Consider the following 25,009-nt stretch of genomic DNA (forward strand, 5'->3'; position numbering starts at 1 on the left):
CATACTGATATTCTAAGATACACACCATGACACGAATCACTAACTACGAGCTGTTCGAGGTACCGCCACGGTGGTTATTCCTCCGTATTGAGACGAGCGATGGCATCGTCGGCTGGGGAGAACCAGTCGTCGAAGGCCGGTCACACTCCGTTCGGGCCGCCGTTGAGGAGCTCATGGAAACGTACCTCCTCGGCGAAGATCCGAGTCGAATCGAAGACCACTGGCAAACGATGTACCGCGGTGGCTTCTATCGCGGTGGTCCAATCTTGATGTCCGCAATCGCCGGTATCGACCAGGCGTTATGGGACATCAAGGGTAAACAGTTCGATGCACCAGTTTACGAGCTCCTTGGTGGCCCGGTTCGGGACCGCGTTCGTGTCTACCAATGGGTCGGTGGCGACCGCCCCGCTGCCGTCGGCGAAGCTGCCGCAGAGAAGGTTGACGCTGGGTTCACGGCGCTCAAGATGAACGCGACGCCGGAGATTCGACGAGTGGACAACCCAAGCGCTGTCGCGGACGCTGTCGACCGTCTCCGAACCGTCCGAGAGGCGGTCGGTCCCGAGGTCGACATTGGCGTCGACTTCCACGGGCGAGTCACGAAGCCGATGGCCAAGCGACTGGCGAAGGCGCTCGAACCGCACGAGCCATTCTTCATCGAGGAACCAGTTCTCCCTGAGCACAACGACGCACTCCCGGATATTGCGGCGCAGACATCGACACCCATCGCAACCGGCGAACGAATGTATTCACGGTGGGACTACAAACATGTCTTCGAAGACCAGTCGGTCGATGTCATCCAGCCAGACCTCTCACACGCTGGCGGCATCACCGAAGTGAAGAAGATCGCAGCAATGGCTGAGGCGTACGATGTGGCGATGGCACCACACTGCCCACTCGGTCCGCTTGCGCTCGCCTCATGTCTCCAAGTAGACGCCGTCGCACCAAACGCGCTCATTCAAGAGCAGAGCCTCGACATCCACTACAACGAGAGCAACGACGTACTAGACTACCTCGAAGATCCCTCGGTCTTCGACTACGATGATGGCTACGTTGACCTCCCAGACGGTCCAGGTCTCGGCGTCGACATCGACATCGACTACGTTCGTGAGCGCGCCGAAATTGACGTCGATTGGCACAATCCGGTCTGGCGACACGACGATGGGAGTGTTGCCGAATGGTAGACTCACAACGACACGAGGGGCGGGTCGCCATCGTAACGGGGTCGACGAAAGGTATCGGTGCGGGCGTCGCAAAGCGCCTCGCCCGCGAGGGTGCAACCGTCGTCGTCAACGGCCGTTCGGCCACCGATGGCCAAGAGACAGTCAATACTATCCGAGAGGTCGGTGGCGAAGCGACGTTCATTGAGGCCGACATGCGAGACCCCGCGGCCATCGAGGCGCTGGTCGAAGAGACTGTGGACCGCTACGGACGTCTCGACGTGCTTGTTAACAACGCCGGCGTCCAGACGGAGACGACTGCGTCCGAGGCGACGATGGACGACTGGGAGTTCGTCGTCGAGACTGATTTCCGTTCGTTCTGGCTGTGCGCCAAACACGCGGCCGAACACATGCCTTCCGGGGGTTCTATCGTCAACATGTCCTCGAACCATGCCTTCTTGACGATGCCTGGGCTGTTCCCCTACAATGCTGTCAAGGCGGGTATCAACGGGATGACGCGTGCACTTGCGCTCGAACTCGGTCCTCTCGGAATCACCGTCAACACCGTCAATCCGGGATGGGTCGAGGTCGAACGCACGCAAGCGGAGTTGAGCGCAGACGACCGTGAGCGTGTTGAGGCAATCCACCCAGTCGGTCGAATCGGCGTCCCCGAGGACGTTGCCGCGACAGTGGCCTTTCTGACCAGCGATGAGGCGTCGTTTGTGACTGGGACCAGTCTACTCGTTGACGGCGGTCGGACTGCAGTCATGCAGGATCACACCTACCTCGAATACAAAGAGCGTTACTAGCGGTCACTGCGCCCCAACTGACCTACCGCGCGATACCGCCTCCTCTGTTTTCTACCACCCGTTCGACTTCTGCCGGCGTCACGACTGCGAGGTCGCCTTCGATGGTTCGTTTGAGTGCGGCAGTCGCCGCGGCGTAGCAGAGCGCGTCGCCGACGGTGTCGCCGGCAATGTGTCGTGAGAGGTATGCGCCGACGAACGCATCACCGGTGCCAATCGCGTCCACCGTCTCCGTCTCGAACGCCGGTTGGTCGTACACCGTTCCGTCGTTGAGGGCAAGCGCACCCTCATCACCACGAGTGACGATTACTGTCTCGAAATCGAAGTCGTCTACTAGCCCTCCGGCGAGTGCTCGAGCGTCGCCTTCGCGGTCGAGGACGTGGCGGATGTCGCGCTCGGCCGCGACAAGAATATCGACGTCAGAAAAGAATGACTCACACGTTGCCTTCGCTTCAGCCGGCGACCAGAGCTTTCCCCGGTAGTTGAGGTCGAACGCGGTCGTCGTTCCCGCCGACTGTGCGTCAGCGAGTAGTTCGGCCGTCGTCGCTTCGAGCGTCTCCGAGAGTGCGGGAGTGATACCGCTCGTGTAGAACACGTTGGCGTTACGAATCGCGTCCCGATCGAGTTCGTCCGACTCGGCGGTGGTGACGGCTGCGTCGGCCCGGTCGTAGATGACCGTTGTCGGTCGAGGTGCTGCTCCCTGCTCGATATAGTATGTTCCTTGGCGTGACGACGTACTCCACGCAACTCGGGGGTCAACACCGTGGGTTTGGATTTCGTTCGTCACGCGGCGGCCAAGCGCCGAGTCCGGGAGCTTTGAGAGCCAGCAGGCGTCGGTGCCGAGTCGTGCCGCCGCAATGGCAACGTTGCTCTCTGCCCCCGCCGTTCGGAAGTCGAGTTCCGTCGCAGTTTCCAACCGTTCGCCCGCAGGTGGACTCAGCCGAAGCATCGTCTCGCCGAAGGTGACGAGGTCGGGTGTCATCGGTACTCCTCGGCGATTGCGACGAACTCGCTGGCTGCGTCGGTCAGCGTACTAAAGTCGCCCGCGGCGATGGCCTCACCGTCGACGATGGAACTGCCGACGCCGAGGGCAACCGCGCCGGCTTCGAAGAACGCTGCCGCGTTGTCGGTCGAGACGCCACCCGTCGGTATCAGCGGGACTTGCGGGAGTGGCCCGTTTATCGCACTTATTTGTTTGGGGCCGACAGCTGACGCAGGGAATAGTTTACAGAAGTCTGCGCCGGCCTCAGTCGCGGTGAGCGCCTCGGTTGGCGTCATCACGCCCGTCGCAATAGGCGTGTCGTACCGGTTGCAGGTCTCGATGACGTCCGTGTTCACCGTCGGGGTGACGACGAACTCAGCACCGGCGAGTTGGACGGCCCGTGCAGTCTCCGGGTCGAGAACCGTCCCCGCACCGATGGCAACATCCTCGACGCTGTTGGAGACCTCTCGAATCATGTCCACCGCGCCCGGTGTATTGGCTGTAATCTCGATCGCGTTGACGCCACCGGCTGCGATAGCACGAACGATGTCGGGTGCGACAGCTGAATCGATGCCACGCACGATCGCGATGATTCCAGGATCGATGATACGCTGGTGAACCGAGACTTCACTCATAGGTACATCTACGACTCCGGGTGGACCAGTATAACTTCTTGTGATGGTGGCACCACTTGGACTCAAGAAAGAAATCCAGTCGTACAAATGGTTGATGCTGACCAAGCGTTCGCATCCTCTGAGTGTTGTAGTGGACTCCCAGCGGAACTGCAACGCTTGGCCGGCGGCAGTGCTTCCCTGAGGAAGCAACAAATCATACTGTGCTGTTACACACAGCACTACCTCTCTCAACAATACTTGCGACTATCGACCAGTCTTGCGTGTAGAGATTCCCGGTTGACTGACGTGCTCAGTCCACCGAACTCTCTCCGTAGGCCGGTCTAGTGTTGCGGTCTGCGCAATCACTCAAACCACTAGTATTCAATTCTATCGGACAGTAGTGATGGATCCGTTGGGTGCCCACGTACAGCGACACTTGCCGAGATCGTGCTTCAGGGGTGAAGCATGAGAGAAGCTGAATAATACAGAATAGCGGGGATTAGATAGGCCGTATCTCCACACCTCGGGCCGGCAACGAGCGAGGTCTAGCCGACCGAGGATTTTTATTGTGGTGCGATATCTCTTATCATAGACAATGTCAATTGGTGTTTGCTACTTTCCAGAACATTGGCCACGCGAACAGTGGGAATCTGACGCACGGCAAATGGCCGAGGCGGGCATCGAATACGTCCGTCTGGCTGAGTTTTCGTGGGGCGTCATCGAGCCGACACTTGGGGGCCTCGATTTCTCGTGGCTTGACGAGGCGGTCGATATACTAGCTGATCACGGCCTGAACGTCGTCCTCTGTACACCAACGGCAACGCCGCCGAAGTGGCTCGTCGACGAACACCCGGAGATTCTGCAGGCCGACCCCGACGGGACGCCTCGGCACTTCGGCTCGCGTCGCCACTACTGTTTCAACTCGCCCCGATACCGAGAGGAGACGCGCCGCATCGTTTCGGAGATGGCAGCCCACTACGCAGACCATCCGGCCGTCGTCGGCTGGCAGACCGACAACGAGTTCGGCTGTCACGGGACCGTTCGCTGTTACTGCGAGGACTGTTCGGCCGCCTTTTCCGAGTGGCTCGCAGCGAAGTACGACGACGTCGGCGACCTGAACGAGCAGTGGGGGACGACGTTCTGGAGCCAACAGTACGCCTCTTTCGAAGCTGTCGACCCCCCGCGGCCGACACCGGCAGACCACCACCCCTCTCGCCTCTTGGATTACTACCGCTTTGCGACCGATAGCGTCATCGAATACAACCGTATCCATGCCGATCTCATTCGCGAGCATGGTGACTGGTTCGTGACGCACAACTTCATGGGGGATTTCGAGACGCTCGACATGCACAAGGTCAGTAACGATTTGGATTTGGTTTCGTGGGACTCGTATCCGACAGGCTTCGTTCAGGACCGCCGGGCCGCCGACCCATCGATGGATGAACTCCGAGCGGGCGACCCAGATCAAGTTGGCCTGAACCACGACCTCTGCCGGGCGACGAATGATGCTCCGTTCTGGGTGATGGAGCAACAACCCGGTGACGTCAACTGGCCACCCTCCTGCCCACAACCGGGTGACGGTGCGATGCGACTCTGGGCACACCATGCAGTCGGCCACGGTGCCGACGCCGTTCTGTACTTCCGCTGGCGCCGATGTCTAGAGGGTCAAGAACAGTACCACGCTGGGCTCATGAAGCAAGATGGATCGCCGGACCGCGGCTACAACGAGGCGAAGGCTGCAGCCGAAGAACTCACCACAGTTGATGTTGACCACGTTGACGCTTCTGTTGCGCTTCTCCATGACTACGACAATTGGTGGGCTATCGGTGTACAACCTCACGCTCCCGAATTCGACTATTGGGAGCATCTCCGATGTTACTACCGTGTACTCAGAGCCCGTGGCGTGCAGGTTGACGTCGTTCACCCGGACGCCCCACTAGACGACTACGAGGCCGTCGTCGCACCGGGGCTTCACCTCGTCGATACCGAACTTGCGGACCACCTTACTCAATTCGTCGAGCAGGGTGGTCAGTTACTCGTGGGGGCGCGCTCTGGCGTGAAGACGCCGGCCAATCAGCTACACGAGACGCTTGCACCGGGGCCACTCGCGGACCTCACCGGTCTCGTCGTCGACCAACACGAGAGTTACCCGGAAGATGTCCCACTCGCCGTGGAAGTTGATGGCGATGAGTACGCTGCCACAATCTGGGCGGAGTGGCTCGACCCCGATCCACAGACGACCGTCGTAGCGACGCACACTTCCGGTCCGGGAGCTGGACGTCCGGCAGTCACCCGGAGGAACCGTGGCGACGGCTCAGTAACGTACTGTGGTGTCTGGCCGGGGTCAGAACTGCTTGACGAACTCGTTGCTGAGCTGCTGTCTCGCGGCGGAATCAAGCACACTTCCCGACTTCCGGACGGAGTTCGATTCAACGAACGAGACGGCCTGACATGGGTGACGAACTTCACCAGTCGTCAGTTCGAACTAGATGTGCCAATGGGGGCTGTTGTATCCGGCGGGCAGACGCTGGGTGCGTTTGATGTGGCCGTCGTATCCACCGCTCCACACTTGATCAGCATCTCGAACGAAGCCTCGTAGTGGCCGAAGACGCTCACGATTGTACTCTTGAGTTGAATCGGGAGCATACAACACTTCACCTTCTGAAACTTGCCCGCCCGACCAATAGATTGGATATAGCGGAATATGGTTTATTACTTGCTCTCCGTTTGGGCCGACAAATTGCTAATCCTCGTTGTCTATGTGCGACAATGAGCTAATTAAAATTCGTCATTCTCTATCATATCGACGCCAACTCCGAAAACCTCGGTTCTTAGAACGGGCTACCGGTCGAGCGAGGCCCATCCTTTTGGTCGAGAAACACCCTCTCGAACCACGTCCGGACATGATTAACTCAGTTGTTTTCGTTACCACATCGGCGAGCGCCGCGGTTGCGTTTGCCGACGTAACACGGAACAGATCTGATAGTCGGCACTCGCGTCGTCGTGGGATGAGTCGTCCATCGTAAGTCGCGCCCACGCGCTGCTGCACGTCTTCTGGATAATAAACGACCCCCGACGTACAGGTTCGGTCCGTCCTCGAACCACCGGTCGTCAGATTGAACAGCGTCGTTCAATTCCCGTCATCCATACCCCGTGGTTGTTTGGCGGGCTCGTGGCCACCTGATGAGGATTCGATAAACTATATGCCGCTCTATCTTGTGCCAGCCGCGTCGCATGCTCCCTTCTCCGAAGTTGTGCACGCATTCAATCCTCAGGCCGCTGGCGGAGCGCATCCAGTCTTTCTCGTGTGTTCACGTTCGTCATCGACGCCTCAAGTGAGAGACAGTCGGGAACTGACGACGGTTCGACGCACCTGACCGAGAGACCCGAAACGAATGCGTGGAGGCTGTTCGAACCGTGCTGTCGGTCACACTGCGCCGCCAGCGTCGACCTTCGATAGACTCCGTGAAGGGGCTGTCGACACCCCGTCGAATCGACCGGTATCGTCGCATCGACGTCTGAGTCGGAGTGCAAACTGAGGAGCCACGAGACGGCTGCGGGCGACAACAGAGGCATATCGCAGCCGCAGACGAAGACGTGGTCGGTCGATATCACGTCGACCGCGGCGCAGAGGCCGGCGACGGGTCCGCTGCACCAGTCCGCATCCGTGACGAATCGCACTGGCCCCGCACTAACGAGTGCGTTTTCCACAACTGTGCGCTTATCGTGCGGTCCCGCGGCAACGACGGGTCGGTTCCCTGTCGACGCTCGAACGCTGCGGACAACACGTTCGATGAGTGAATGCCCGTCAAGAGTGGCTCCCGCCTTGAACTCCTCGCCGAATCGCTCGCTTCGCCCGCCGGCGAGTACGATGCCGGTCACCGATGGCTGTCCTTCCATCCGACCGTCGGCTACGGCTTCTTCGCTGTCAGGACCCAGTCGTTCGGTGTTCGGCGTTCGACGCTGAACCCGTCGATTTCGGCGGGGTCGCGGTCGGTCAGTCCGCCGAGGAACCGCCGGACTGGCGTCGGGTCGCGGTCGCTGATAAGCGTGAACATCTCGTCGCTTGCGAGCGCGGTGAACCGTTCTGCGACTCGCTCCTTCCGTCGTTCCGGGGGGTCGCCGCGAATGTCGAGCGCGTCGTCGGGAGCGTCGACATCCCACGCGGTGGCGGCCGCCTCGGAAACCGACTGGGCGAGCCGCCCAAACGCCGGCGGTGTGTCGCCGGGCGTGGGGGTTTCCTGAAATCGCGGCGCGAACGGGAGCTCGGCGAGTACTGGCGCATCGAGGTGTTTGCTGGCGGTTTCGCCGGGAAAGAGTTCGTGGGTGTCGCCGCAGGAGGGGCAAGCGAACTCGCCCATGTTGACTACCGCTCCGAGAACCGGAACCCCGTTGTCGCGGAAGAGCTCGATGCTTCGCGCCGTGTCGTCCAGGCTCGACTCGAAGGGCGTCGTCACCACGACGACGCCGTCGACGGAAATCTCTTGAAGCGTCGTCAGAACCACGTCGCCGGTCCCCGGCGGAAGGTCCAAGACGAGCGTGTCGTCGGCGCTCCAAGCGGTGTCCGCGAACAGTTCGGTCAGCGCGTCGTGCGCCATCGCGCCCCGCCACGCCAGCGGCGCGCCCGACTCCATCAATCCGACGCTCATCACGTCGAGCGAGGCGTCGGGCCCCGCCACCGAGACGGGAAGCGGGTGGCCCTCGTCGTCCGAGTGGACGGGACCTTCGACGTCGAGCAATGACGGGACGTTCGGGCCGTGGATGTCCGCGTCGAACAGCCCGGCTGAGTGCTCGCCGGCGAGTGCGCACGCCAAGCCGGTCGAGACGGTCGACTTCCCGACGCCGCCCTTGGCACTGGCGACGGCGATGACGGTATCGAACGCGTCCACGCCCGTCGCACCGCCGCCGGACGACGGCGAGACGGGTTCGACGTGCGCACTCTCGACCGCGGGTACGTCGCGGACCGCCTGCGCCATCGCGCGCATGACCTGCGTCGCGTTCGCGTCGTCGAACTCCGTCACGGCCGCGCGGACGGTCACGCTCGCCCCGTCGACGGTTATCGATTCGACCAGTCCGGCCTCGAAAACGTCGAGGTCGGCATCGGGGTCTCGGACGGCTCGGAGCGCGGATTCGACGCGGTCTCGAAGCTCGGACTCGGTGGTTGGCTCGCTATTCGTCGGGTCGTGGGTCGTCGGTTCGTGTTCGCTCATGGTCAGAGGTTCGGGGTTCGGTTGAGGTCGTCTTCGCCGGGGAGGGTGCGGTCGGTCTCGTCGAGGACGCCCGTGAACTGGCGACGGAAACTCCCCGAATCGACTTCTCGGGCCCGGACCGCCGTCTCTCGGACGACACTTCGTTCGTCGTCGGCCAGTCTGTCGAGCGCCTCGGCCGCCCGGTCGTTTTCGACCCCGCCGAGCAGGTGTGCCGCCCACTCTCGCACCCGCTCGCTCGGGTCGTCGGCAGCAGCGACGAGCGCGTCACACGCGTCCTCCCCGCGGAGTTTGAAAAGCGAGACGAGCGCGTTTCGGCGCGCGGCGTGGTGCTCGTCAGTGAGCGCGGCTTCGATGACCGCTTCGTGTTCAGCTCGGTCCAAGCGGTCGAGTGCGACGACGGCTTCCGCTCGAACCCACGGCTCGGGGTCGTCGGTCAGCGCCCGTGCGGTCTCGGCCGCGAGGTCGCCGCCGTGTTTCGCCAGTGCTTCCACGGCGAACTGCCGTACTTCGGCGTCTTCGTCTGTCGTTGCCGCGCGGGACAGCGCCTCGACGACGACCGTGTCGCCCTCCCGTTCGGCGAGTGCGAGTGCGGCCCGTCGGCGCTCGACCGGGTCGTCGCCGGCGAGCGACGCAAGCAGGTCGGAGACCGGGTGGTCCTCGACGGGCTCCGTGTCGCTTGCACCGAGGTCGGCGAGTGTCGCCTCGCCGATGGTCACGTCGCGGTCGACTTCGATGTCTTCGAGGCCCGTGGGGTCGACACCGAATCCGGGGCTCTGTTCGGGGTGTAGTTGTGGGTCCGGCGGTCCGTCGGTCGCCTCTTCTTCGTCTCTCACGCTCGCTCACCCCCGTCGTGGGCGACCAACGCAGCCGCGACGAGGACTCCGGCCGCTTGGAGTACTGTCGCGGGCACACCGGCCACGCAGAACAACGCGGCTCCGAGTGCGACGGCGGGTCGCCCGTCCAGGACTGCATGGACGACCCCGGTCGTTCCACCGGCCACAGCGAAGGCAACGAGACTCGCCGGGACGCCGACGACGCCGCCGCCGACGAGCAGGACCGCACCTGCGACGTACGGTGCGCTTGCGACGGCTGCAAACGTCAGAACCCCCGCGGCGATGCCGGCGAACGTGCTGGTTCGGCCCCAACCGGTAGCGAGGGGGATGAGACTGACTGCGGCGAGCGCGGCCCCCGACCCGAGCGGTCGGAGCGTCGCCGGCATCACGTTGGCGGCCGCCGCAAGCGAAGTCATCACACCGACTGCAGCGAGGCCGACCGGTGCGGCTCGTCGGACTCCATTCCAATCGTACTGCTGTCGAAGGCCGACGAACCGGTCTGCCGCGACGAGCGCGCTGCCCACCGCGACGCCGGCGACGGCTGGGTGCCACGCTGCGGCGGTCGCCCCGAGCGCCAGTACTCCGAACCCGCCGACGAAGGCGAGCCCCACGCGTTCGGCTCCATAGTCGGCGGTCGCCGCGAGAAGCAGCGCCGCGAGCGCAGGACCGACGACTGCGAGAGCCGACCAGTCTGCTGCGAGTGTCACGACCTTCGACGGGAGACCACCGGGAACGTTGTGGCCGACGCGATATGCCGTCATCGCGGCGACGGGGCCCAGCGCCAGTACCCCGGCCAGTACTCGAAGCGTTCGACCGGGCGTTCGAGACCGAAGTGCAGCGACGTCGGCCAACAGAGAGGTCGAGCCGACCGCATCTTCGACTCCGCGACCGCTCATACCTCGTCACCTCCTTCGAACCGCGCGGCGAGTGCGCGTTGGTCGGCTGCGACGAACCGGTCGAGGAAGTCTGCAACTTCGCCGTACAGACCCGAACCGGGTGTGTCGGCCGCTCGCTCTGCGAGCCCACCGGCGGCGACGTGGAGGTGGCGGTCGTGGAAGTCGAGACGTGCTCTCGCGACGTCGTCGGCCTGCGTTCCGTCAGGGCCGGCCGCGGCTTCCAGCCGCGCGAGGTAGCCCGCGAACTCGAGTTCGTACGGAAGGTAGTCGTGGTTGTCGCGGGTCCCCTGGTCGATTTCGAGCCCGAAGTAGTCGTACGCGCGTGCGAGGTCGAGGTTCACGTCGTTCCACGCCGCGTCGGGGCGGTACGACGACTCGTACAGCGAGATTCGCGGCCCCTCGCTGTCGAGCGAGCCATCAGTCCGGTCTGTGTACTCGGCGTAGCCGACCGTGAACAGGTCGTTGAAACGGGCACACGCCGTCTCGTAGTCGTCGTCGACGGTCAGTTCCGGCGGGTCGACTGACAGCCCGGTCCCACCGAGTAGTCCCCGGACGGTCTCGTCCACGTCGCCGTTGGCGAGTCGCTCGTGGAGTCGCTCGTCGGGCTCGTCGAGCAGCGTTGCGAGCGCCGTATAGATTCCCGCCCGGGCCGCTGCGGGCCGGTCGACCGTCTTCGGGTCGAGTCGGTCGGTTTCGCGGTTCGTGTCGGCGGTTCGCGTCTCTCCGTTCGTAGTGTTCGCGTCCATCGTTGTGTCCTCAGTTCTTCCGCACCGCTTCGATAGTCACGAGCGCGACGCCGACGATGGCGAGGCCGGCGACAGCCCACAGTATCGACTCGTACGGCGGCCCCTGCGGTCCGGGGCCGAACGGGAAGTAATACCACTCGCTGACCGACTTCCGGCCGGAACGCTCCATCTCAGAGCCGTTCCACACCGCGAACGCCACGTCCACGTTGTTGTCGACGGCGAACGAGGTCCGGTTCGCGGCGTCCGAGTCGAGCGGCCGCGACATGACGACCGTCCAGCGTCCGTCATCGTATCTCGCCGTCGTCTCGACGGCCGCCTGGTCGAACTCGGTCGTCGACCCCGGTCCGCCGGCGAGCAGTTCCTCTGTCTCGCCGTCGGCGCTCCAGTACCAGACGTTCACCAGATTCCGCGTGCTCCCCATCGAAATCGGGGGGCGAACGGAGGTGTTGACCGGCACCTGCACCGCGGCCGCATCGAGGAACGCTCGCGGGCTTGAAGCGTTGCGGTCGGCGGTTCCGTCGGCCCACGAGAGCCGGAGGTACAGCCGCTCGTCCGTTTGCGCCGATTGGACCCGAACGGATTCAACCGACGTATCGCTCGCGTTCGGGACACCGCTGGGTGCGCTCGTCAGCGGAACGCTTACTGACGGCACGGTGTCCCAAGTCTCGCTCGTCGGTCGCTGGGGCTGTTCGTCCGCAGCGACCGATTGGACGGGAATCTCGTTCGCGGGTCGCGCGGACACCGCCGTGGGGCCGGCGACTGCGGCGGCCAAGAGCAGGGCAACGACGACGACCGCGCCGACGGCGGCCGCTCGACGCTCACTCATCGTCGAACACCTCCAACCGGTACTTCCGGGCCGGGTTGGTGTCGGTCAGCATGTCGAGGAGTTCGCTGTCCCCGCCGCGGTTGACCTTGTCGCGTTCCTTCTCGATGGTATCGAGCGCGTCGTGGACGCGCTCGCCGAACAGCTCTTCGAGGTAGTTCCGCGGGATGCGGTCCACGTCCACTGTCTCGCCGTCCTCGGAGTGCTGTGGCGGCGCGAACGGTGGGATGTAGTAGACGTTCGGTTGGGTCTGGTACTCCGGATGCAATGGGAGCGCGACTTCGTACTCCTCGACGAGCTTGTGAATCGGTCCCTGTTCGTCGTCGAGGAACCCGACGAGTCGCAACTGAGGCGGACAGTCCTCCGCGCAGGCTGGGGCGAACGTCTCACCGTCGGGTCCCTCACCTTCGATGCGCGGGTAACAGAAGATGCACTTCTCGGACGTCTTCTGGGTCGCGTTGTAGTACACCTTCTTGTACGGACAGCCCTCGACGCAGTAGCGGTAGCCGCGGCAGCGCTCCTGGTCGATGAGGACGATACCGTCTTCCTCGCGCTTGTAGATGGCCTTCCGCGGGCACGCTTCCACGCAGGACGGATGCGTGCAGTGATTGCAGATGCGCGGGAGGTAGAAGTAATACGAGTTCGGATACTCGCCCGCGCCTTGGTCTTCGTCCCAGTTCGGCCCCCACTCGGGGTCGCTGTCGGGACGCAGCGGCTGGTCGCCGCCGTTGTACATGACTTCCTCGTGGTTGAACGACCACGCGTCGCCGTAGTCCGCTTGCTCGGGGATGTCGCCGGGCTTTCGCTCGGTGTGTTCGGCGTCCTTCCAGCCGCCACCGGAGTCCTCCCAGTCGCGCGGGTAGCCCTTCCCGGGCTTCGTCTCGACGTTGTTCCAGTACATGTAGTCGCGGCCACCGCCTTCCGTCCAGAGCGATTTGCACGCGACCGTACAGGTCTGGCAGCCGATGCACTTGTTCAGGTCCATCACCATGGCGACCTGATGGTCGACGCCGTCGGCGAGGTCGACCCCGTCACCGTCGGCCTGTGCCGCTGGCCCGTCGTCGGTGCTCATTCGGACTCACCCCCGCCTTTCCGCACGTCGACACGGACGTCGCTGTTGACCCCCGTCGGCCCCCAGTAGTTGGGGAAGAAGTAGAGGTGTTCACCCGAATCTTCCGGGTACTGGACCAACTGCGTCGGTTTCATGTACATCGGGACGAGCGAGTTGAAGTTGGTGTCGCCGTCGAACTGGAACCGTTCCCACGCGAAGTACATCCGCGCCGTGCCGCGCTGGCTGCTCGGGTAAATCTTCGCCTGCAGTTCGACCGACGCGAGGTCGTTGAACACTTCGACGGTGTCGCCGTCTTCGATGCCGCGCTCGGCGGCGTCCTCGGGATGGAGATAGACTATCGGCTCCCCGCGCTGGAGGCGGAGCAGTTTCTCGTTGTCCCGCCAGGTCGAGTGGATAGACCACCGTCCGTGGGGCGTGTTGTACTCCATTGGGTAATCGCCGCCCGTCTGCGTCGGCCCCTCCTTGTGGGTCGGCAACTGCTCGCCGAGTTCGAGGAACCAATCGTGGTCGATGTAGTACTGTTGTCTCCCGGTGACGGTCGGCCACGGGTTCTTGTCTTGGACGAAGTCTTTCCACGGCGTGTACGCCGCTCCGTCCTCGATGTCGGAGGTCCAGTGGTCGCCGGCGGCCAAGAGCCTCTGGGGCTGTTCGACCGTGTCGGCGAACGTTATCTGGTGGTCGCTTTCGGACGGGTTCGACTCCTCGGAGTGTTCGAGGATGTACTCGCAGGCGGCGCGGTCCTCGGCGAGCGCGTCGGCCTCACCGGTCTCCCAGTCGCGGACGAAGTCGTCGTACACTGACTGGAGGTCGATGTCGCGGTCGAACTTCCGGTCCGAAATCGGTCCGACGCCGCGCTCGGTGGCGACCTCCTGAATCTTCGCGGCGAGTTCGCGGAATATCTGCCAGTCGGTCTTCGACTCCCCGAGCGGTTCGACTGCGGGCGTGAACGGATGCACGTAGGTGTGCATGTCCGTCATCGAGAGGTCGTGTTTCTCGTAGTGGCTCGCGGTCGGCAACACGATATCCGAATACAGCGCCGTGGAGTCCATTCGGAAATTGATGTCGACGACGAGGTCGAGCTTCGGCCACAGCTCCTCCTCGACGGCGACGTTCCCCTTTGCCTGGTTGAAGTAGTTGCCGCGCCAGACGAACATCGTCGAAGGGTCGGGACGAGACCCATCGTCGCGTTCTTCGGGGTAGACCGGCATCCACCCCTTGTCGATGGACTCCCGTATCTTCGCGGCCGTATCGGCGTCGGTGTTGTCGAGGATGCCCGCGTGGTAGTAGGTCCACAGCGTCGTCGGCACCCCGCGGACGTTGCCCGTCGGGAACGACAGGGACTTCCAACCGTGGAACGTCCATATCTTCTCTTGGCCGACGTAGTGGTCGAGGCCGGTTCCCTGCTCGCCGAGGTTGCCCGTCAGCGTGACGAGTAACTGGAGCGCGCGGTTCCCGAGGTCGTTGTGATACCAGTCGTTGACACCCTTCCCCTGGATTATCTTCGCCTTGTCTGCCTCGGCGAACTCGCGGGCGACGCGCTGGTAGGTCTCTTTGCCGACGGCGGTCTCCTCGTGAACCGTCTCGGGGTCCCACGTGCTGAGTTCGTCCCGCAACTCCGCCCACACGGTCCGGACGCGAACGCGTCCGTCTTCGGTTCGGACCGTGGTTTCGCCGTCTAGTTGTGGGTCGAAGTCGAGTTCGATGCTCTTGGAGTAGTCTTTCTGCCCGTCACGCTCGCCGAGTGACCCCGGTGCTTCGTGGAGGCGGCCGTTCGAATCGAGCATGAGGAGCATCCACTCAGGCCGGTCGGCATCAGTGGAAACCGAGGGGACCTCGCTCGCGCGGAGGAACTTTCCGGTGTCCTGTCGGACCAAAAGCGGCATGTCGGTCTGCTCTTTGAGGTGCGCTTCGTCGTACAGTCCCTCGTCGACGATGGTCTGTGACATCCCGAGTGCGAGCGCGGTGTCGGTGCCCGAATCGGGGCTGAGCCACTCGTCGGTGTGGATTGCCGTCTGCGAGTAGTCGGTGAAGACGCCAACGCGCTTGGTCCCGTTGTAGCCCGATTCGAGGAAGTACTTCGCGTCGGGGATGCGGGTGACGTTGATGTTCGAGCCCCACGCGATGATGTAGTCGGCGTTGTACCAGTCGGCGCTTTCGGCGTTGTCGGTCTGGGTTCCCCACGTGATGGGCTGGCCCGGTGGCAGGTCGGAATACCAATCGTAAAACGAGTGGCTGACGCCGCCGAGGAGGTTGATGAGCCGCGACCCGCTGGCGAACGAGATGGGACTCATCGCCGGAATCGGCGTGAAGCCGCTGATTGCGTCGTATCGCCCCGCCTGTACTTCGTCGACGACGTGCTCGGCGATTTCGGTGAGCGCTTCGTCCCACGAAATCCGCTGCCACTTCCCCTCACCGCGCTCTCCGACGCGCTTCAGCGGGTGTTTGATTCGTTCGTCTGCGTTGACGTAATCGGTGTAGCACGCGCCCTTCTGACAGCCGCGGGGGTTCGGGTCGGGCAGGCTCTCGTCGAAGCGCGGATAGTCACCGGCCTGCTCTTCGCGCCACACCTGCCCGTTTTTGACGTAGACGTTCCACGAGCAACTGCCGGTGCAGTTGACGCTGTGGGTCGACCGAGAGACAGAGTCCCAATCCCACTGCTCGCGGTACAGGTCTTCCCAGTCTCGATACGGGTAGTTTCCGATGGGGTCATCGACAGGGTTCAGCCCTCCCATCTGGAACAGCGGGTCGTCGTCGGCCGCCGACTGACCGATTCCCAGCAGCGAAGCGATTCCGATGCCTTCGAGGAATCGGCGACGAGAGACGTTCGTCCCCTCGGTCGCCGGCTCTCCCGGCGGGTCGCCGACCGCGGGTTGTCCGTCCGTCTGTTCGGGTGGCGATTCGTCCGTTTCCGACTGGTCGTCGGGGGTCGAGGTGTTCGTTCGGTTCATGAATCTATCTGTAAAAAGACGGTCGTTAGTGCCAGTCCGGCGCCCAGAACGCCGAGGGAAATCCCTACGAGCGTGTCACCACCTGCGTCGAGGCCGGCGGCAACGAGCGCGACGCCGAGGAGTTTACTCGCTCGGTCGAGGTGTCGGTACACCCGGGGCGAGAGCTCTATCTGTCGCCGCGGAGTCCCGCCGGTGTTCGCGTCAGTCATCGTCGGCCTCCCCCGGAACGCGTCCGGTTCGGGTTTCTTCCGCATCGTCGCCCAACACTCGGTAGACGAGGGCTGCAGAGCCGATGGGAACGACGAACAGTGCGACGGTTAGAATCGGATTGACGATGCCGGTGCCGACGCCGAGCGCCCGGGCGAGAAGGTTGTTCATGCCCGCGATGGAAGCGATCATGATGAACTGAATCGCGGCGACGCCGACCGCGGTCTGCCACGGTCGGTCGAGGGGGTCGGCCGTGAAGTGGACCGACTCGTCGTAGTAGTCGACGAACGGCCACACCGCCACCGCACCGAACACGAGCGTCGGCAGGAGGACGCCGCCGACGAACTCTGTCGAGACGTGAATGTCGGTGAACGGGACAGTGAATCCCATCCACGACGGGAGCAGTTTTAGCAGGCCATAGACCCACATCAGGAACCAGTCGGGCATGATGAGTTCCGGCGTCCCGGCGGGGTTGTTCGGTCCGTACTCCGCGATGTTGTGGACCGGAAGGAACCCGGCCAACATCGCCAGCGTAGCCAGCGTGAGGAAGAACACGACTGCGCTCACGGCCGCCTGGTTGGGGAACGCCGGAAGGCCGACGACGACGCTGTCGTCGTCTCTCGGGACGGTCTGTTCGGTGCCGCCATCGCTCGATGGCGACCCTTCCACGGGTCGTCGGTCCCGGTTTTCGAGTCCACGAACGTCGTCATCGCGGGGGGCTTCCGTGTGCTTCTGGCGGACGAGAATCGCCATATGCACTGCCAGCAGCCCCCCGATGGCCACCGGAATAACGAGGACGTGGAGGAAGTAGAGCCGGGGAATCGTCGCGCTCGACGGGAATTCTCCCCCGAAGAACGCTTTCCCGACCACCCCGCCGACGAGCGGAATCGACGTGGCGAGGTTGTAACCGATGCCGGTGGCTGTCGCGGCGAACTCGTCGAATGGGAGAGCGTAACCCGTGTAGGCCGCGCCCATCGAGAGCCCCGCGAGGCCCGTGCCGACGACCCAGTTGGGTTCGCGGGGATTGCGGTACGCCCCGGTGAAAAACACCCGGAGCATGTGGAGTCCGATGGACGCGACGAACAGGTGGGCCGCCCAGTGGTGCATCCGCCGGATGAACATCCCGAAGGGGATGTCGTAGGTGATGTGCAGGACGCTCGCGAACGCCTCAGGGACCTCCTCTCCCTGGAACTTCGCGACGCTTCCCTCGTATTCGACGCCGCTCGTCGACGGCTCGAAGAACATACCGAGGAACATCCCGGTGAGGACGAGAAGCAGGAAGCAGAACAGCGCAACCTCGCCGAGGAGAAACGAATCTTCGGCGGGAAACGCCTTCCCGAGGAACTCGCGGCCGCTGTCGAGATCGAACCGGTCGTCTAACCAGTCGTAGGCCTCGTCGCCGGCGTCGCCGGCGCGGTCGGCGAGGTGGTCGAGCCGCGACATCACTCGCCTCCCGGGCCGACCGGCCCGTTGAAGTCGCCCGTAGCGATGAGATTGCCGTCACTCGAGAGTGTGATTGGGAGTTGCGGGAGTGCTCTCGAAGGCGGTCCACCGACCACCTCAGCGCCGGCGGTCGGGTCGAACTTCCCGAAGTGACACGGGCAGACGAGGGTCTCTCCTTCCTCGTTCGACACCATACAGCCCGCGTGAGTACAGACCTTCGAGTAGGCGGCGTAGCCCGACACCGTGTACTCAAGATTCGTTGCTCCACCGTAGGCGTCTTCAGCGTGTCTCACGAGCAGCGTCGGTGCCCGTTCGATGCCCGGTCGGGGCTCTGGGAACACGGTCATCTTCTCACCTTCGCTCAGGGCGTTCTCGCTGACACGTTCGCCCTCACCGTCAACGAGGTAGATGCCGTCCGAGTACACTGGCCCAGTGTACGAGCGCTCGAAGACGCGAGTCAGTCCGGTCAACGGAGCCGTGAGGCTCGCAACGGCGGTCAGTCCACCGACGCTGGCAAGCAGTTTCGCGTAGTCGCGGCGGGCGAGCGAGGCGCGGTCGTCGGAGAAGATGCTCGGCTGGTAGTCGCTGTCGTGTTCGCAGTCGGCGCATTCCTCGTCGCAGTCTTCCGATGCGTGCTGATTGTCGAATCTCATTAGTGTCCCCTCCGTTCTGCGACCTCAACGTGGGGGAGGAACCACGCGTAGTACGACACGGTGAGCAAAGCGAGCGCGGTGAACATCCCCGCGGCGTAGACGCCGAAGTACTGGGTTCGCGCGAGCGTCAGGTACTCGCCGGTGAACAGCGCCGCAAAGACGATGGCGAGGATGGTCAGTCCGCCCATCGCCACGATTCCCTCGATGGCGTCGGAGGCGTCGTCGTACTCGACGACCCAGCGGTCGGCGGTCCAGAACCACGGGAGTCCGACCTGACCACCATCCGCCATCGTTGATTCGTCGCCCGGGTCACTCCTGACCGCCGTGTCCATGAACCGATGGACGGCGGCGAGGACGCCAACGAGCGCGAAGAGCGCAACCCACACGATGACGCCCACCTGGCTCGGCGCGAGTTTCTCCGGCGTGTCGACGATCTCCTGCAGCGGTCGCATCTCGGTGACGCTCTGGTCGATTTCTATCTGTTCGCTCGGTGGCTCGCCGTGCAGCGCCACGTACCACGTCGGGAGCAGTACTGCGACGACGAGCAGCAACACGACGACCGTCCCGCGTCTCACGGTGACTCACCTCGCGTTCCGACTCGCTGCCGCACACTCCAAACGAGCGACACTCCGTTCGCCCGTTTGGCCCCGAGCAAGCTCATATATGTCATACTTCGATTCGTTGGAAAATCTGCACCGAGGCCAGTAACACCCGAACCATAGGGCGCGGGGACTTTATACGGCTCTCGTTGGGAATCCGCCCGAACACGGAGCGAAACCACGAGACGGCAAACAGATTCGGCGAAGATTATTTCAGAGCCTCCGTCGTACGCCGACCCATGACCGAGGGCGTGCACGGTGAAATCCACGTGACTGACCCGTCTGTCTGCCGGGTGTCGGAAGCGTCGGCGGAGACCTCCGTCGAATCCGTCTCGCGGTCGGTGGCCGCCGACAACGACACCGCCGCGGTCGAGTTTACCGCCCCCTCGTCAGCCGCTATCGACGACGCAGACGAGGTGTTTCACCACGAGCAAAAGACGATTTATCGCGTGACCAGCGGCCCCGCCGAGGGGCCACGGTGCGCCTGCGAACTCGTCGAGTGTCACGGCTGTCCGGTCCGGCACCTCGAAGCGGAGTGCGGCACCGTCGTTCTGTCGTTCGTCGCCGCGGACCTCACATCGTTCCGCGACATCGTCGTCAACCTCAAATCGGAGTTCGACGGCATCTCACTTCGGCGACTCACGCAGTCGGAACCGGATTCCGTCTCCAGCTCGCTCGTGTTCGTTGACCGCGACAAACTGACGGCGAGACAGCGGGAGGTCCTTGAGACGGCCCACGAGATGGGGTACTTCGAACATCCCCGCGAGGCAAACGCGACGGAAGTCGCCGCGGCGCTCGATATCAACCGGTCGACGTTCACCGAGCATCTCTCCGCCGCCCAGTCGAAGCTTCTCGACGCGATTCTCGACGTGTAGTTAGGACCTGGCGTATGTATTCCCGCCCTATGATGGGGCGTGCTAGATACTGACAGCGTCTGTACTTCGGGTAGTGGTCGCCGTGCCAGGCCAGTTAGTCTTCGACTGCCCGGAGTGCAGCGTCGAGGTGTTCGTCGACGCGGGCATCCGTGAGCGGATTCTCGATGATGGGTGCGTGTTGTGCGCTTCGCCGGTCGGGACGGACGCGTTCGATTCGCATCCCAAAGAATCGTGACGTGGGTCGCGTCTCCAACGTCGCGAACGGCTACGGGGGCGGAGAACATCTGGTGCTCGACTGTGTTGCCGATGCGGGGCGAGGTCTCGATGTTGTATTTCGCGTTGCTTCCGATTCGCTAGTCGAACGTCATCCCGTAGCCCCAGTCTTCGAGGCATTCTTCTGTTTCATCGAGGTGCTGCAAGCCGACCTTCATGAGCGCTTCACGGAGGTCTGTTAGCGAGACGTTCTCTTCGAACCGGTCTTCGAACTCCCGGAGGGCGTCACGCTCTGCGACTTTTGTCTCCTTTTGCAAAAACAGCGGGACGCGGTCACGACCGTCTTGGACGCCATCGCGACGGAACTTGTATGGAATCTGAATCTGCTGGCGAGACTGTTGGGTGTCTTCGTCCTCGGCTTGGTTCGAATCCGTTTCTTCGGCTTGCTCAGGCTCTGGTTCCTCAGCCTCGGGTGCTGTATCAGTTGCCGACTCGGTCGACGAGTCATCTGCAAACGGATCTTCACCAGCTCCTTTCTTCATGCCAGTCATACCGTCACCACCTCGTGATCGACGTCACCCGGTTCCGGGGGGTTTGGCGCTTCAATTCCGACCTGTTCTTCGAGATGTCTCGCGATGCGGTCGAACTGAGCAAGCGTTTCAATTTCGTAGTCACGGCGACGATCACGATGTTCACGGACGTATTTGAACGCCGAACATTGCTCCATCCAGCACCCCTCCATCAGGGAGGCACGCTCGCTGATGATCTCTGGGATCGGATAGTCGATTTCAGCTAGTACCTGCCGTTGGTCACGTGTGTTTTTGAATCCGGTTGGCACGGCGGCGAGCACACCAACGTCAATCTCGAGTTGGTCTTCAAACCCGGCGACGAGAGCCTCAAGCCCTTCAACTGCTGCACGGCCCTTTGCGCTTGGTTCGACGGGGATGACAAGCGACCGCGTCGCGTGAATCGCGTTGTAGAGGTGTGGCCCTTCAGTTGCTGGTGGGTCACAGATCAGTACATCGTACTCCTCTGGGACGCCGGCCTCGCGGAGCACACGGAGTAACTGTGCGTGCATCCCGAATGCTTCGCCCATGGCCTCTGCCTGGTCTTTCTCTCGCTGGAGAAAATCGGCTAAATCTGAGAGCATATTGTGCTCCGGAACGATGTCGACACCTTCGACGGTCCGAATGAGATCCTCAAAGTCGCCGTTGGGGCGTCGAATCATATGCCGGACAATGTTATCGACTGAATCCGTCCGCTGGTCGTCAACCCCGAAGAGACGTGAAAGATCGCCGTCTTGTGGGTCAAGTGGAACGACGAGCGGTTTCAACCCTGCCCGAGCGTGCGCAACCGCCAGGTTTGCTGCGGTGGTCGTCTTCCCGACCCCGCCTGCCTCGCTGTAGGTCGAATATGTGAGCATACTGTGTTCATGATGAACCATCACCTTGAATCTTCTGTGCATGCACTCATTGTGTTCAATAGAGACATCCATTCGTTGTGTTCAGCAATGAATGTACACAATGAATAAACAGGCTGAATTCATCTGGTGAACAAACACAACGAACGCCATGGCTGGGTGAGGCTATGCTCATCCATTATTGCAGCGGTCTGCGGAGTAATCTTGAGATTTAGTGAACAAAGTTAATGAACACAATTCATGATTGTATGGGCTGAATAATACTCTTGGCCAAACATCTTTGCTGTGACACCACGTAGCTACTACTGGAGACAATCTGTGTCACACACGTCTCCACAACTCCCCCATGACGACTGATTCAACGATACTTGGCCGGTGTCCTGACTGCGGTGACGAACTTGCACCGCATCAATCGCTGATTGAGTTTGAAGAAGCAGACGGTACAACCGGCGTGTTCGCGGAATGCTACTCGTGTGATGACGTTGTTCGACCGGAGTGACCTCTTTTCTTTGTTGCAGAAATCGACTTTCACACATCGGTGATGAGGGGTGCGATATGTCTGGGAGAGTTCCAGTTGAGAGCTGCAGGAAATGTTCGATTTACACATCGATGACGGGGGGAGAGGGCCTTCAATCTCGACCTCGATGAACACGTCAGTCGTCGGGTTGAGTGTGCCAAATGGTTCGTTGCCCAAACCTACTTCCTGCGGCGAGATCCTGTCTTGGGTGGCGAACTAACGCTACTCAATCTCAACGTCCAGATGTCTCATTTTCGATGTACTTGTAATAAAGCACTACACCAGATATGAGACATCGACAACTATGTTAACCAACAACTGGGCGTATCTAGCCGGCCTGTTGGTTAATACAGCCTCTCGAATCATGCAAACGGAATAATCCGTGCCAGCAAGATTTATTCCTGTCACTCACGTAGTGTGAGTATGGAAGAACCGCGCTCTGAACTCCAGGCCAATGCCGAGGAGCGAACTAAAGCGCCAGATTTCGACGTCCTGACCTCGCCAGAGGAACTTGTCCGTGGAGAGCGGACGCGAGACGATTTTTTTGACGCTGTGCTTGGGCTCAGCAAACCAGCGACCGCCAGCGAAGTTGCTGACCTCGCAGGCCACGGCGTCGACGCCGCGAGAGAGTACCTTGAGTGGTTCGAACAGATGGGTATCGTGAAGCAGGTTACCGAGTCGCCGGCCACGTATGTACGCAACCAATCATACTTGAACTGGCGACGAGTCCAAGCGCTCCAAGATGAATACTCAACGGCGGAGCTCCTTGACTTCTTGAAAGACGAAGCAGCACGGGCAGAAGAGTTGTCCGAGGAGTTCGATGTCGCGTCGCCGGAAGCGGTCTCTCTCTCAAAGCACGCATCGACTACTGATCAATCGATAGAGGATGTTTGGGAGGCCGTTTCTGCGTGGAAGACCGCTCGCCGTCGGGTTGAGCTCCTCGAACGGGCACTAGCAACCGAATCGGGTGACGCTGCTGATCAGCAAACGGCGGTATGACAGGACAAGATGAGAGTAGTGGGTCGCATTCAGTTTCTGGTGCTCCAATTGATTTCGACCGCTTGGGCGTCATCCGAGATCGATTTGCTTCCGACGAGCGGTTCACGCAGATAGTCGACCGACCTGAATTCGCCCCTGAGCGGCTGGTCTGTGTGTACGATACGCGGTTTTACCCATCGAGTGTTCACAGTGCCCGGGTAGAGATTGTCTGGTTCGAGAACGGGGACTTCTCGCTCCATTACCACGAGGATCACGTTGAGGGGACGTTCGATCATCGATGGGACCGCCACCCGTCGGAGCACAACGCTCGCGACCACATCCATCCCGGTCCAGATGCACCGACACCTGGAGATGATTCACCGCATCCCAGCGATTGGCGCGATGTCCTCTCAATGGCTCTTGTCGAGATTGAAGCCAGGCAGCGTGCATTCTGGGAAGGCTGACCCACCCGCTATGGTGTTCACTTTACTGCCTGTTGTACGCTTCATCGAGGTCATCGTACTCTCAAAATGGCAATCACTTTCGTCGGGTGAGGTACCTCCAAAGTACTAGACGACCCCGGACGTGAGAATGAACCCAAGTAAGAGTACGATACTGATGAGAAGGCCACCGACGAGTGGTGTATTCTCCATTGCTTTCTCGTGGAGGGCCATCTGTTCGTACTCTGAGCGGAACTCTTCGAGGTTAGATTCGTCGTAGAAGTACTTCGTTTTCAGCACAAATCGCTCGGTAACTGCACAGCCTGTACATACTGGTGTCCCCTCGAGCCGTTCTGTTTTGATGTGCGAGTCACAGTTGATGCTCCCACAATTTGCACAGTACGTGTACGATTTCGCTGTTTCTTTCTCACAGTGGACGCACCGATGGATTCCGTCTTCGATCGCGACTCGGGAGGGCCCCGCAGCGTAGTACGAGTACGGATAGGTGTACTGCTCGAGTTGTAGTGTCTGTCGAACCCGTGGGACGTAGAGCGGTGAAATCGCCTGGATAGAGATGTCCGACTGCTTCGGCTCACACGTCTTCTCGTAGGTGACATTGTTGCCACCTGTGTAGCTGACAGTCGTCGTGTGATGTTGCTGGAGACGAGAGACTGCCCACTCTTTGTAGTCGGTTTCTGTCTGCCCGTAGCGAGTGACGTCGACGTCGTCGAACATCGTGCTGAAGCGGTTGGAATCGAGTTCGACTGCTTGCTGGCCGTTGTTCGCGATGAGGTCTGCGAGTCTACTGTCTGCGACGCTGGGTTCTCCTCGCGTCGCATGGACGACGAAGCGGTTTGATTCGTTGACGCGATGGATGACACCGACTGAGGTTTCGAAGACAGCGTCTATTCGTGCACTAATGGTAAGATAGGGCTGGAAATCAACGAGCTTGCGTGGTTCTGGGAGTGCGTCTGCGTCGAGATTTTGGATGTCACGGGCTGCTTCACGTACTGGTGCATCAACGCCGCTTGCTGGATCGAACGGTCGGAGCGTTTCGTCACAGAGAATCTCGATACGACCGTTGTAGAGATCCAAGCCGACTTCGTCGGCGATGTCTCTCAGGTCGGTTCCGTCGATGAGCTCGATTGGATATGGATCGCCGTTCTGTCTAAGGCGAGTCGCGTACTCTTCAGCGGGTGCAGAAAATTGTCCTGTCGTGACGACGATACCACGCTTTGGGCCGTCGTAGTCGTACGTCGCGATGGCTGAGTGGAGTTTCTGGACAACAGGCCGTCCGACAGAGCCTGTGTGTTTGCACTCGACGACAACTCCACGGCGTGTCCCGTCGACGACCTCCTCCATGAGGATATCTCGTCCTTCGTCGGCGGTTTTGCGTGCCTGATGGACGTTTTCGTACCCGAGATTCCGAAAAACATCCTCCATCAGGTCTTCAAATTCGAATCCGGAGAAATCGTCTAAGAGTGGCATGAGAATTTCACTTGACAACCAGACGTACTGTACCTATTAATTAGTTGTCTCCCTGTCACCAGGTGCTGTAACGCCTGTCAATGTGTAAG

General features: G+C 61.6%; 25 protein-coding genes. 8 read left to right on the forward strand and 17 right to left on the reverse strand.

The features are described 5' to 3' along the window. The first annotated feature begins 26 nt into the window (after window positions 1-26). Together dgoD and C438_RS02385 are read left to right on the forward strand one after the other, a co-directional pair. Window positions 27-1,181, forward strand: a complete 1,155-nt coding sequence (dgoD, locus tag C438_RS02380) for a galactonate dehydratase (protein WP_004967644.1) — start codon at window positions 27-29, stop codon at window positions 1,179-1,181. Next, window positions 1,175-1,966, forward strand: a complete 792-nt coding sequence (locus C438_RS02385; protein ID WP_004967645.1) for an SDR family NAD(P)-dependent oxidoreductase — start codon at window positions 1,175-1,177, stop codon at window positions 1,964-1,966. Before dgoD ends, C438_RS02385 begins: the two co-directional genes overlap by 7 nt. A gap of 22 nt (window positions 1,967-1,988) precedes the next feature. Here C438_RS02385 and kdgK1 read toward each other — a convergent pair whose 3' ends face one another. Continuing rightward, the gene (gene kdgK1, locus C438_RS02390) at window positions 1,989-2,945 is read right to left on the reverse strand and encodes a bifunctional 2-dehydro-3-deoxygluconokinase/2-dehydro-3-deoxygalactonokinase (RefSeq protein ID WP_004967646.1); all 957 of its coding nucleotides are present in this window, start codon (window positions 2,943-2,945) and stop codon (window positions 1,989-1,991) included. Next, the gene (locus tag C438_RS02395) at window positions 2,942-3,580 is read right to left on the reverse strand and encodes a bifunctional 4-hydroxy-2-oxoglutarate aldolase/2-dehydro-3-deoxy-phosphogluconate aldolase (protein WP_004967647.1); all 639 of its coding nucleotides are present in this window, start codon (window positions 3,578-3,580) and stop codon (window positions 2,942-2,944) included. Before C438_RS02395 ends, kdgK1 begins: the two co-directional genes overlap by 4 nt. A 574-nt stretch (window positions 3,581-4,154) precedes the next feature. On the opposite strand from C438_RS02395, the gene C438_RS02400 reads away from it, so the two are divergent. Then, window positions 4,155-6,158: a beta-galactosidase gene (locus C438_RS02400; RefSeq protein WP_083899918.1), complete on the forward strand. Its 2,004-nt coding sequence runs from the start codon at window positions 4,155-4,157 to the stop codon at window positions 6,156-6,158. 665 nt (window positions 6,159-6,823) lie between these two features. Here C438_RS02400 and mobA read toward each other — a convergent pair. Genes mobA through C438_RS02455 form a run of 12 tightly spaced genes read right to left on the reverse strand, consistent with a single transcriptional unit; the run spans window position 6,824 to window position 18,965 of the window. Then, entirely contained in the window at window positions 6,824-7,441 is a 618-nt protein-coding gene (gene mobA / locus C438_RS18805) for a molybdenum cofactor guanylyltransferase (protein ID WP_004967649.1), read from the reverse strand. A 29-nt stretch (window positions 7,442-7,470) separates the two neighbouring features. After that, window positions 7,471-8,769, reverse strand: coding sequence for a P-loop NTPase (locus C438_RS02405; RefSeq protein WP_004967650.1), 1,299 nt, complete (start codon window positions 8,767-8,769; stop codon window positions 7,471-7,473). A 2-nt stretch (window positions 8,770-8,771) separates the two neighbouring features. Continuing rightward, complete coding sequence (locus C438_RS02410; RefSeq protein WP_004967651.1) at window positions 8,772-9,602, reverse strand: HEAT repeat domain-containing protein; 831 nt, start codon at window positions 9,600-9,602, stop codon at window positions 8,772-8,774. Then, entirely contained in the window at window positions 9,599-10,498 is a 900-nt protein-coding gene (locus C438_RS02415; RefSeq protein ID WP_004967652.1) for a hypothetical protein, read from the reverse strand. The genes C438_RS02410 and C438_RS02415 overlap by 4 nt, the downstream gene beginning before the upstream one ends. Continuing rightward, the gene (locus C438_RS02420) at window positions 10,495-11,244 is read right to left on the reverse strand and encodes a molecular chaperone TorD family protein (RefSeq protein WP_004967653.1); all 750 of its coding nucleotides are present in this window, start codon (window positions 11,242-11,244) and stop codon (window positions 10,495-10,497) included. Before C438_RS02420 ends, C438_RS02415 begins: the two co-directional genes overlap by 4 nt. A gap of 10 nt (window positions 11,245-11,254) precedes the next feature. Further along, on the reverse strand, window positions 11,255-12,070 hold the full coding sequence (locus C438_RS02425) for an ethylbenzene dehydrogenase-related protein (protein WP_004967654.1): 816 nt from the start codon (window positions 12,068-12,070) through the stop codon (window positions 11,255-11,257). Further along, complete coding sequence (narH, locus tag C438_RS02430; protein WP_004967655.1) at window positions 12,063-13,139, reverse strand: nitrate reductase subunit beta; 1,077 nt, start codon at window positions 13,137-13,139, stop codon at window positions 12,063-12,065. Before narH ends, C438_RS02425 begins: the two co-directional genes overlap by 8 nt. Further along, the gene (locus tag C438_RS02435; protein WP_004967656.1) at window positions 13,136-16,087 is read right to left on the reverse strand and encodes a nitrate reductase subunit alpha; all 2,952 of its coding nucleotides are present in this window, start codon (window positions 16,085-16,087) and stop codon (window positions 13,136-13,138) included. The genes narH and C438_RS02435 overlap by 4 nt, the downstream gene beginning before the upstream one ends. Further along, on the reverse strand, window positions 16,084-16,296 hold the full coding sequence (locus C438_RS02440) for a hypothetical protein (RefSeq protein WP_004967657.1): 213 nt from the start codon (window positions 16,294-16,296) through the stop codon (window positions 16,084-16,086). The genes C438_RS02435 and C438_RS02440 overlap by 4 nt, the downstream gene beginning before the upstream one ends. Further along, entirely contained in the window at window positions 16,289-17,737 is a 1,449-nt protein-coding gene (locus C438_RS02445) for a cytochrome b (protein ID WP_004967658.1), read from the reverse strand. The genes C438_RS02440 and C438_RS02445 overlap by 8 nt, the downstream gene beginning before the upstream one ends. Continuing rightward, window positions 17,737-18,390: a QcrA and Rieske domain-containing protein gene (locus C438_RS02450; protein WP_004967659.1), complete on the reverse strand. Its 654-nt coding sequence runs from the start codon at window positions 18,388-18,390 to the stop codon at window positions 17,737-17,739. The genes C438_RS02445 and C438_RS02450 overlap by 1 nt, the downstream gene beginning before the upstream one ends. Next, window positions 18,390-18,965, reverse strand: a complete 576-nt coding sequence (locus tag C438_RS02455) for a hypothetical protein (protein WP_004967660.1) — start codon at window positions 18,963-18,965, stop codon at window positions 18,390-18,392. The genes C438_RS02450 and C438_RS02455 overlap by 1 nt, the downstream gene beginning before the upstream one ends. Before the next feature lie 263 nt (window positions 18,966-19,228). On the opposite strand from C438_RS02455, the gene narO reads away from it, so the two are divergent. Both narO and C438_RS20290 read left to right on the forward strand, forming a co-directional pair. Continuing rightward, complete coding sequence (gene narO, locus C438_RS02460) at window positions 19,229-19,864, forward strand: transcriptional regulator NarO (protein WP_004967661.1); 636 nt, start codon at window positions 19,229-19,231, stop codon at window positions 19,862-19,864. A gap of 82 nt (window positions 19,865-19,946) precedes the next feature. Then, window positions 19,947-20,099, forward strand: coding sequence for a DUF7560 family zinc ribbon protein (locus C438_RS20290; RefSeq protein WP_449271562.1), 153 nt, complete (start codon window positions 19,947-19,949; stop codon window positions 20,097-20,099). A 118-nt stretch (window positions 20,100-20,217) separates the two neighbouring features. Here the strand turns inward: C438_RS20290 and C438_RS02465 are convergent, their stop codons facing one another. Further along, a complete protein-coding gene (locus tag C438_RS02465) occupies window positions 20,218-20,628 on the reverse strand; it encodes a hypothetical protein (protein WP_004967662.1) in 411 nt (136 codons plus the stop codon). Continuing rightward, the gene (locus tag C438_RS02470; RefSeq protein ID WP_004967663.1) at window positions 20,625-21,500 is read right to left on the reverse strand and encodes a ParA family protein; all 876 of its coding nucleotides are present in this window, start codon (window positions 21,498-21,500) and stop codon (window positions 20,625-20,627) included. Before C438_RS02470 ends, C438_RS02465 begins: the two co-directional genes overlap by 4 nt. Window positions 21,501-21,843: 343 nt before the next feature. Here C438_RS02470 and C438_RS20295 point away from each other — a divergent pair, with 343 nt between their 5' ends. From C438_RS20295 to C438_RS18810, 3 genes are all read left to right on the forward strand, one after another. Then, window positions 21,844-21,996 carry a DUF7837 family putative zinc-binding protein gene (locus C438_RS20295; protein ID WP_449271561.1) on the forward strand — a complete coding sequence of 51 codons (153 nt, stop codon included), beginning with the start codon at window positions 21,844-21,846 and terminating at the stop codon, window positions 21,994-21,996. A 441-nt stretch (window positions 21,997-22,437) separates the two neighbouring features. Then, on the forward strand, window positions 22,438-23,013 hold the full coding sequence (locus tag C438_RS02475; protein WP_004967665.1) for a DUF7342 family protein: 576 nt from the start codon (window positions 22,438-22,440) through the stop codon (window positions 23,011-23,013). Then, the gene (locus tag C438_RS18810) at window positions 23,010-23,456 is read left to right on the forward strand and encodes a hypothetical protein (protein ID WP_083899920.1); all 447 of its coding nucleotides are present in this window, start codon (window positions 23,010-23,012) and stop codon (window positions 23,454-23,456) included. The genes C438_RS02475 and C438_RS18810 overlap by 4 nt, the downstream gene beginning before the upstream one ends. A gap of 105 nt (window positions 23,457-23,561) precedes the next feature. Here C438_RS18810 and C438_RS02485 read toward each other — a convergent pair whose 3' ends face one another. After that, window positions 23,562-24,920: a restriction endonuclease gene (locus tag C438_RS02485; protein ID WP_049917670.1), complete on the reverse strand. Its 1,359-nt coding sequence runs from the start codon at window positions 24,918-24,920 to the stop codon at window positions 23,562-23,564. Between the last annotated feature and the right edge of the window lie 89 nt (window positions 24,921-25,009).

The organism is Haloferax denitrificans ATCC 35960 (assembly GCF_000337795.1).
GTDB lineage: Archaea > Halobacteriota > Halobacteria > Halobacteriales > Haloferacaceae > Haloferax > Haloferax denitrificans.

Coding starts and splice junctions, on each gene's coding strand:
- C438_RS02465 (WP_004967662.1), bottom strand. CDS start 20,628: ATGACTGGCATGAAGAAAGGAGCTGGTGAAGATCCGTTTGCAGATGAC.
- C438_RS02405 (WP_004967650.1), bottom strand. CDS start 8,769: ATGAGCGAACACGAACCGACGACCCACGACCCGACGAATAGCGAGCCA.
- narO (WP_004967661.1), top strand. CDS start 19,229: ATGACCGAGGGCGTGCACGGTGAAATCCACGTGACTGACCCGTCTGTC.
- C438_RS02470 (WP_004967663.1), bottom strand. CDS start 21,500: ATGCTCACATATTCGACCTACAGCGAGGCAGGCGGGGTCGGGAAGACG.
- C438_RS18810 (WP_083899920.1), top strand. CDS start 23,010: ATGACAGGACAAGATGAGAGTAGTGGGTCGCATTCAGTTTCTGGTGCT.
- C438_RS02450 (WP_004967659.1), bottom strand. CDS start 18,390: ATGAGATTCGACAATCAGCACGCATCGGAAGACTGCGACGAGGAATGC.
- C438_RS02475 (WP_004967665.1), top strand. CDS start 22,438: ATGGAAGAACCGCGCTCTGAACTCCAGGCCAATGCCGAGGAGCGAACT.
- C438_RS02485 (WP_049917670.1), bottom strand. CDS start 24,920: ATGCCACTCTTAGACGATTTCTCCGGATTCGAATTTGAAGACCTGATG.
- C438_RS02415 (WP_004967652.1), bottom strand. CDS start 10,498: ATGAGCGGTCGCGGAGTCGAAGATGCGGTCGGCTCGACCTCTCTGTTG.
- C438_RS02385 (WP_004967645.1), top strand. CDS start 1,175: ATGGTAGACTCACAACGACACGAGGGGCGGGTCGCCATCGTAACGGGG.
- C438_RS02435 (WP_004967656.1), bottom strand. CDS start 16,087: ATGAACCGAACGAACACCTCGACCCCCGACGACCAGTCGGAAACGGAC.
- kdgK1 (WP_004967646.1), bottom strand. CDS start 2,945: ATGACACCCGACCTCGTCACCTTCGGCGAGACGATGCTTCGGCTGAGT.
- C438_RS02420 (WP_004967653.1), bottom strand. CDS start 11,244: ATGGACGCGAACACTACGAACGGAGAGACGCGAACCGCCGACACGAAC.
- C438_RS02445 (WP_004967658.1), bottom strand. CDS start 17,737: ATGTCGCGGCTCGACCACCTCGCCGACCGCGCCGGCGACGCCGGCGAC.
- dgoD (WP_004967644.1), top strand. CDS start 27: ATGACACGAATCACTAACTACGAGCTGTTCGAGGTACCGCCACGGTGG.
- C438_RS02400 (WP_083899918.1), top strand. CDS start 4,155: ATGTCAATTGGTGTTTGCTACTTTCCAGAACATTGGCCACGCGAACAG.
- C438_RS02425 (WP_004967654.1), bottom strand. CDS start 12,070: ATGAGTGAGCGTCGAGCGGCCGCCGTCGGCGCGGTCGTCGTCGTTGCC.
- C438_RS02440 (WP_004967657.1), bottom strand. CDS start 16,296: ATGACTGACGCGAACACCGGCGGGACTCCGCGGCGACAGATAGAGCTC.
- C438_RS02395 (WP_004967647.1), bottom strand. CDS start 3,580: ATGAGTGAAGTCTCGGTTCACCAGCGTATCATCGATCCTGGAATCATC.
- narH (WP_004967655.1), bottom strand. CDS start 13,139: ATGAGCACCGACGACGGGCCAGCGGCACAGGCCGACGGTGACGGGGTC.
- C438_RS20295 (WP_449271561.1), top strand. CDS start 21,844: ATGACGACTGATTCAACGATACTTGGCCGGTGTCCTGACTGCGGTGAC.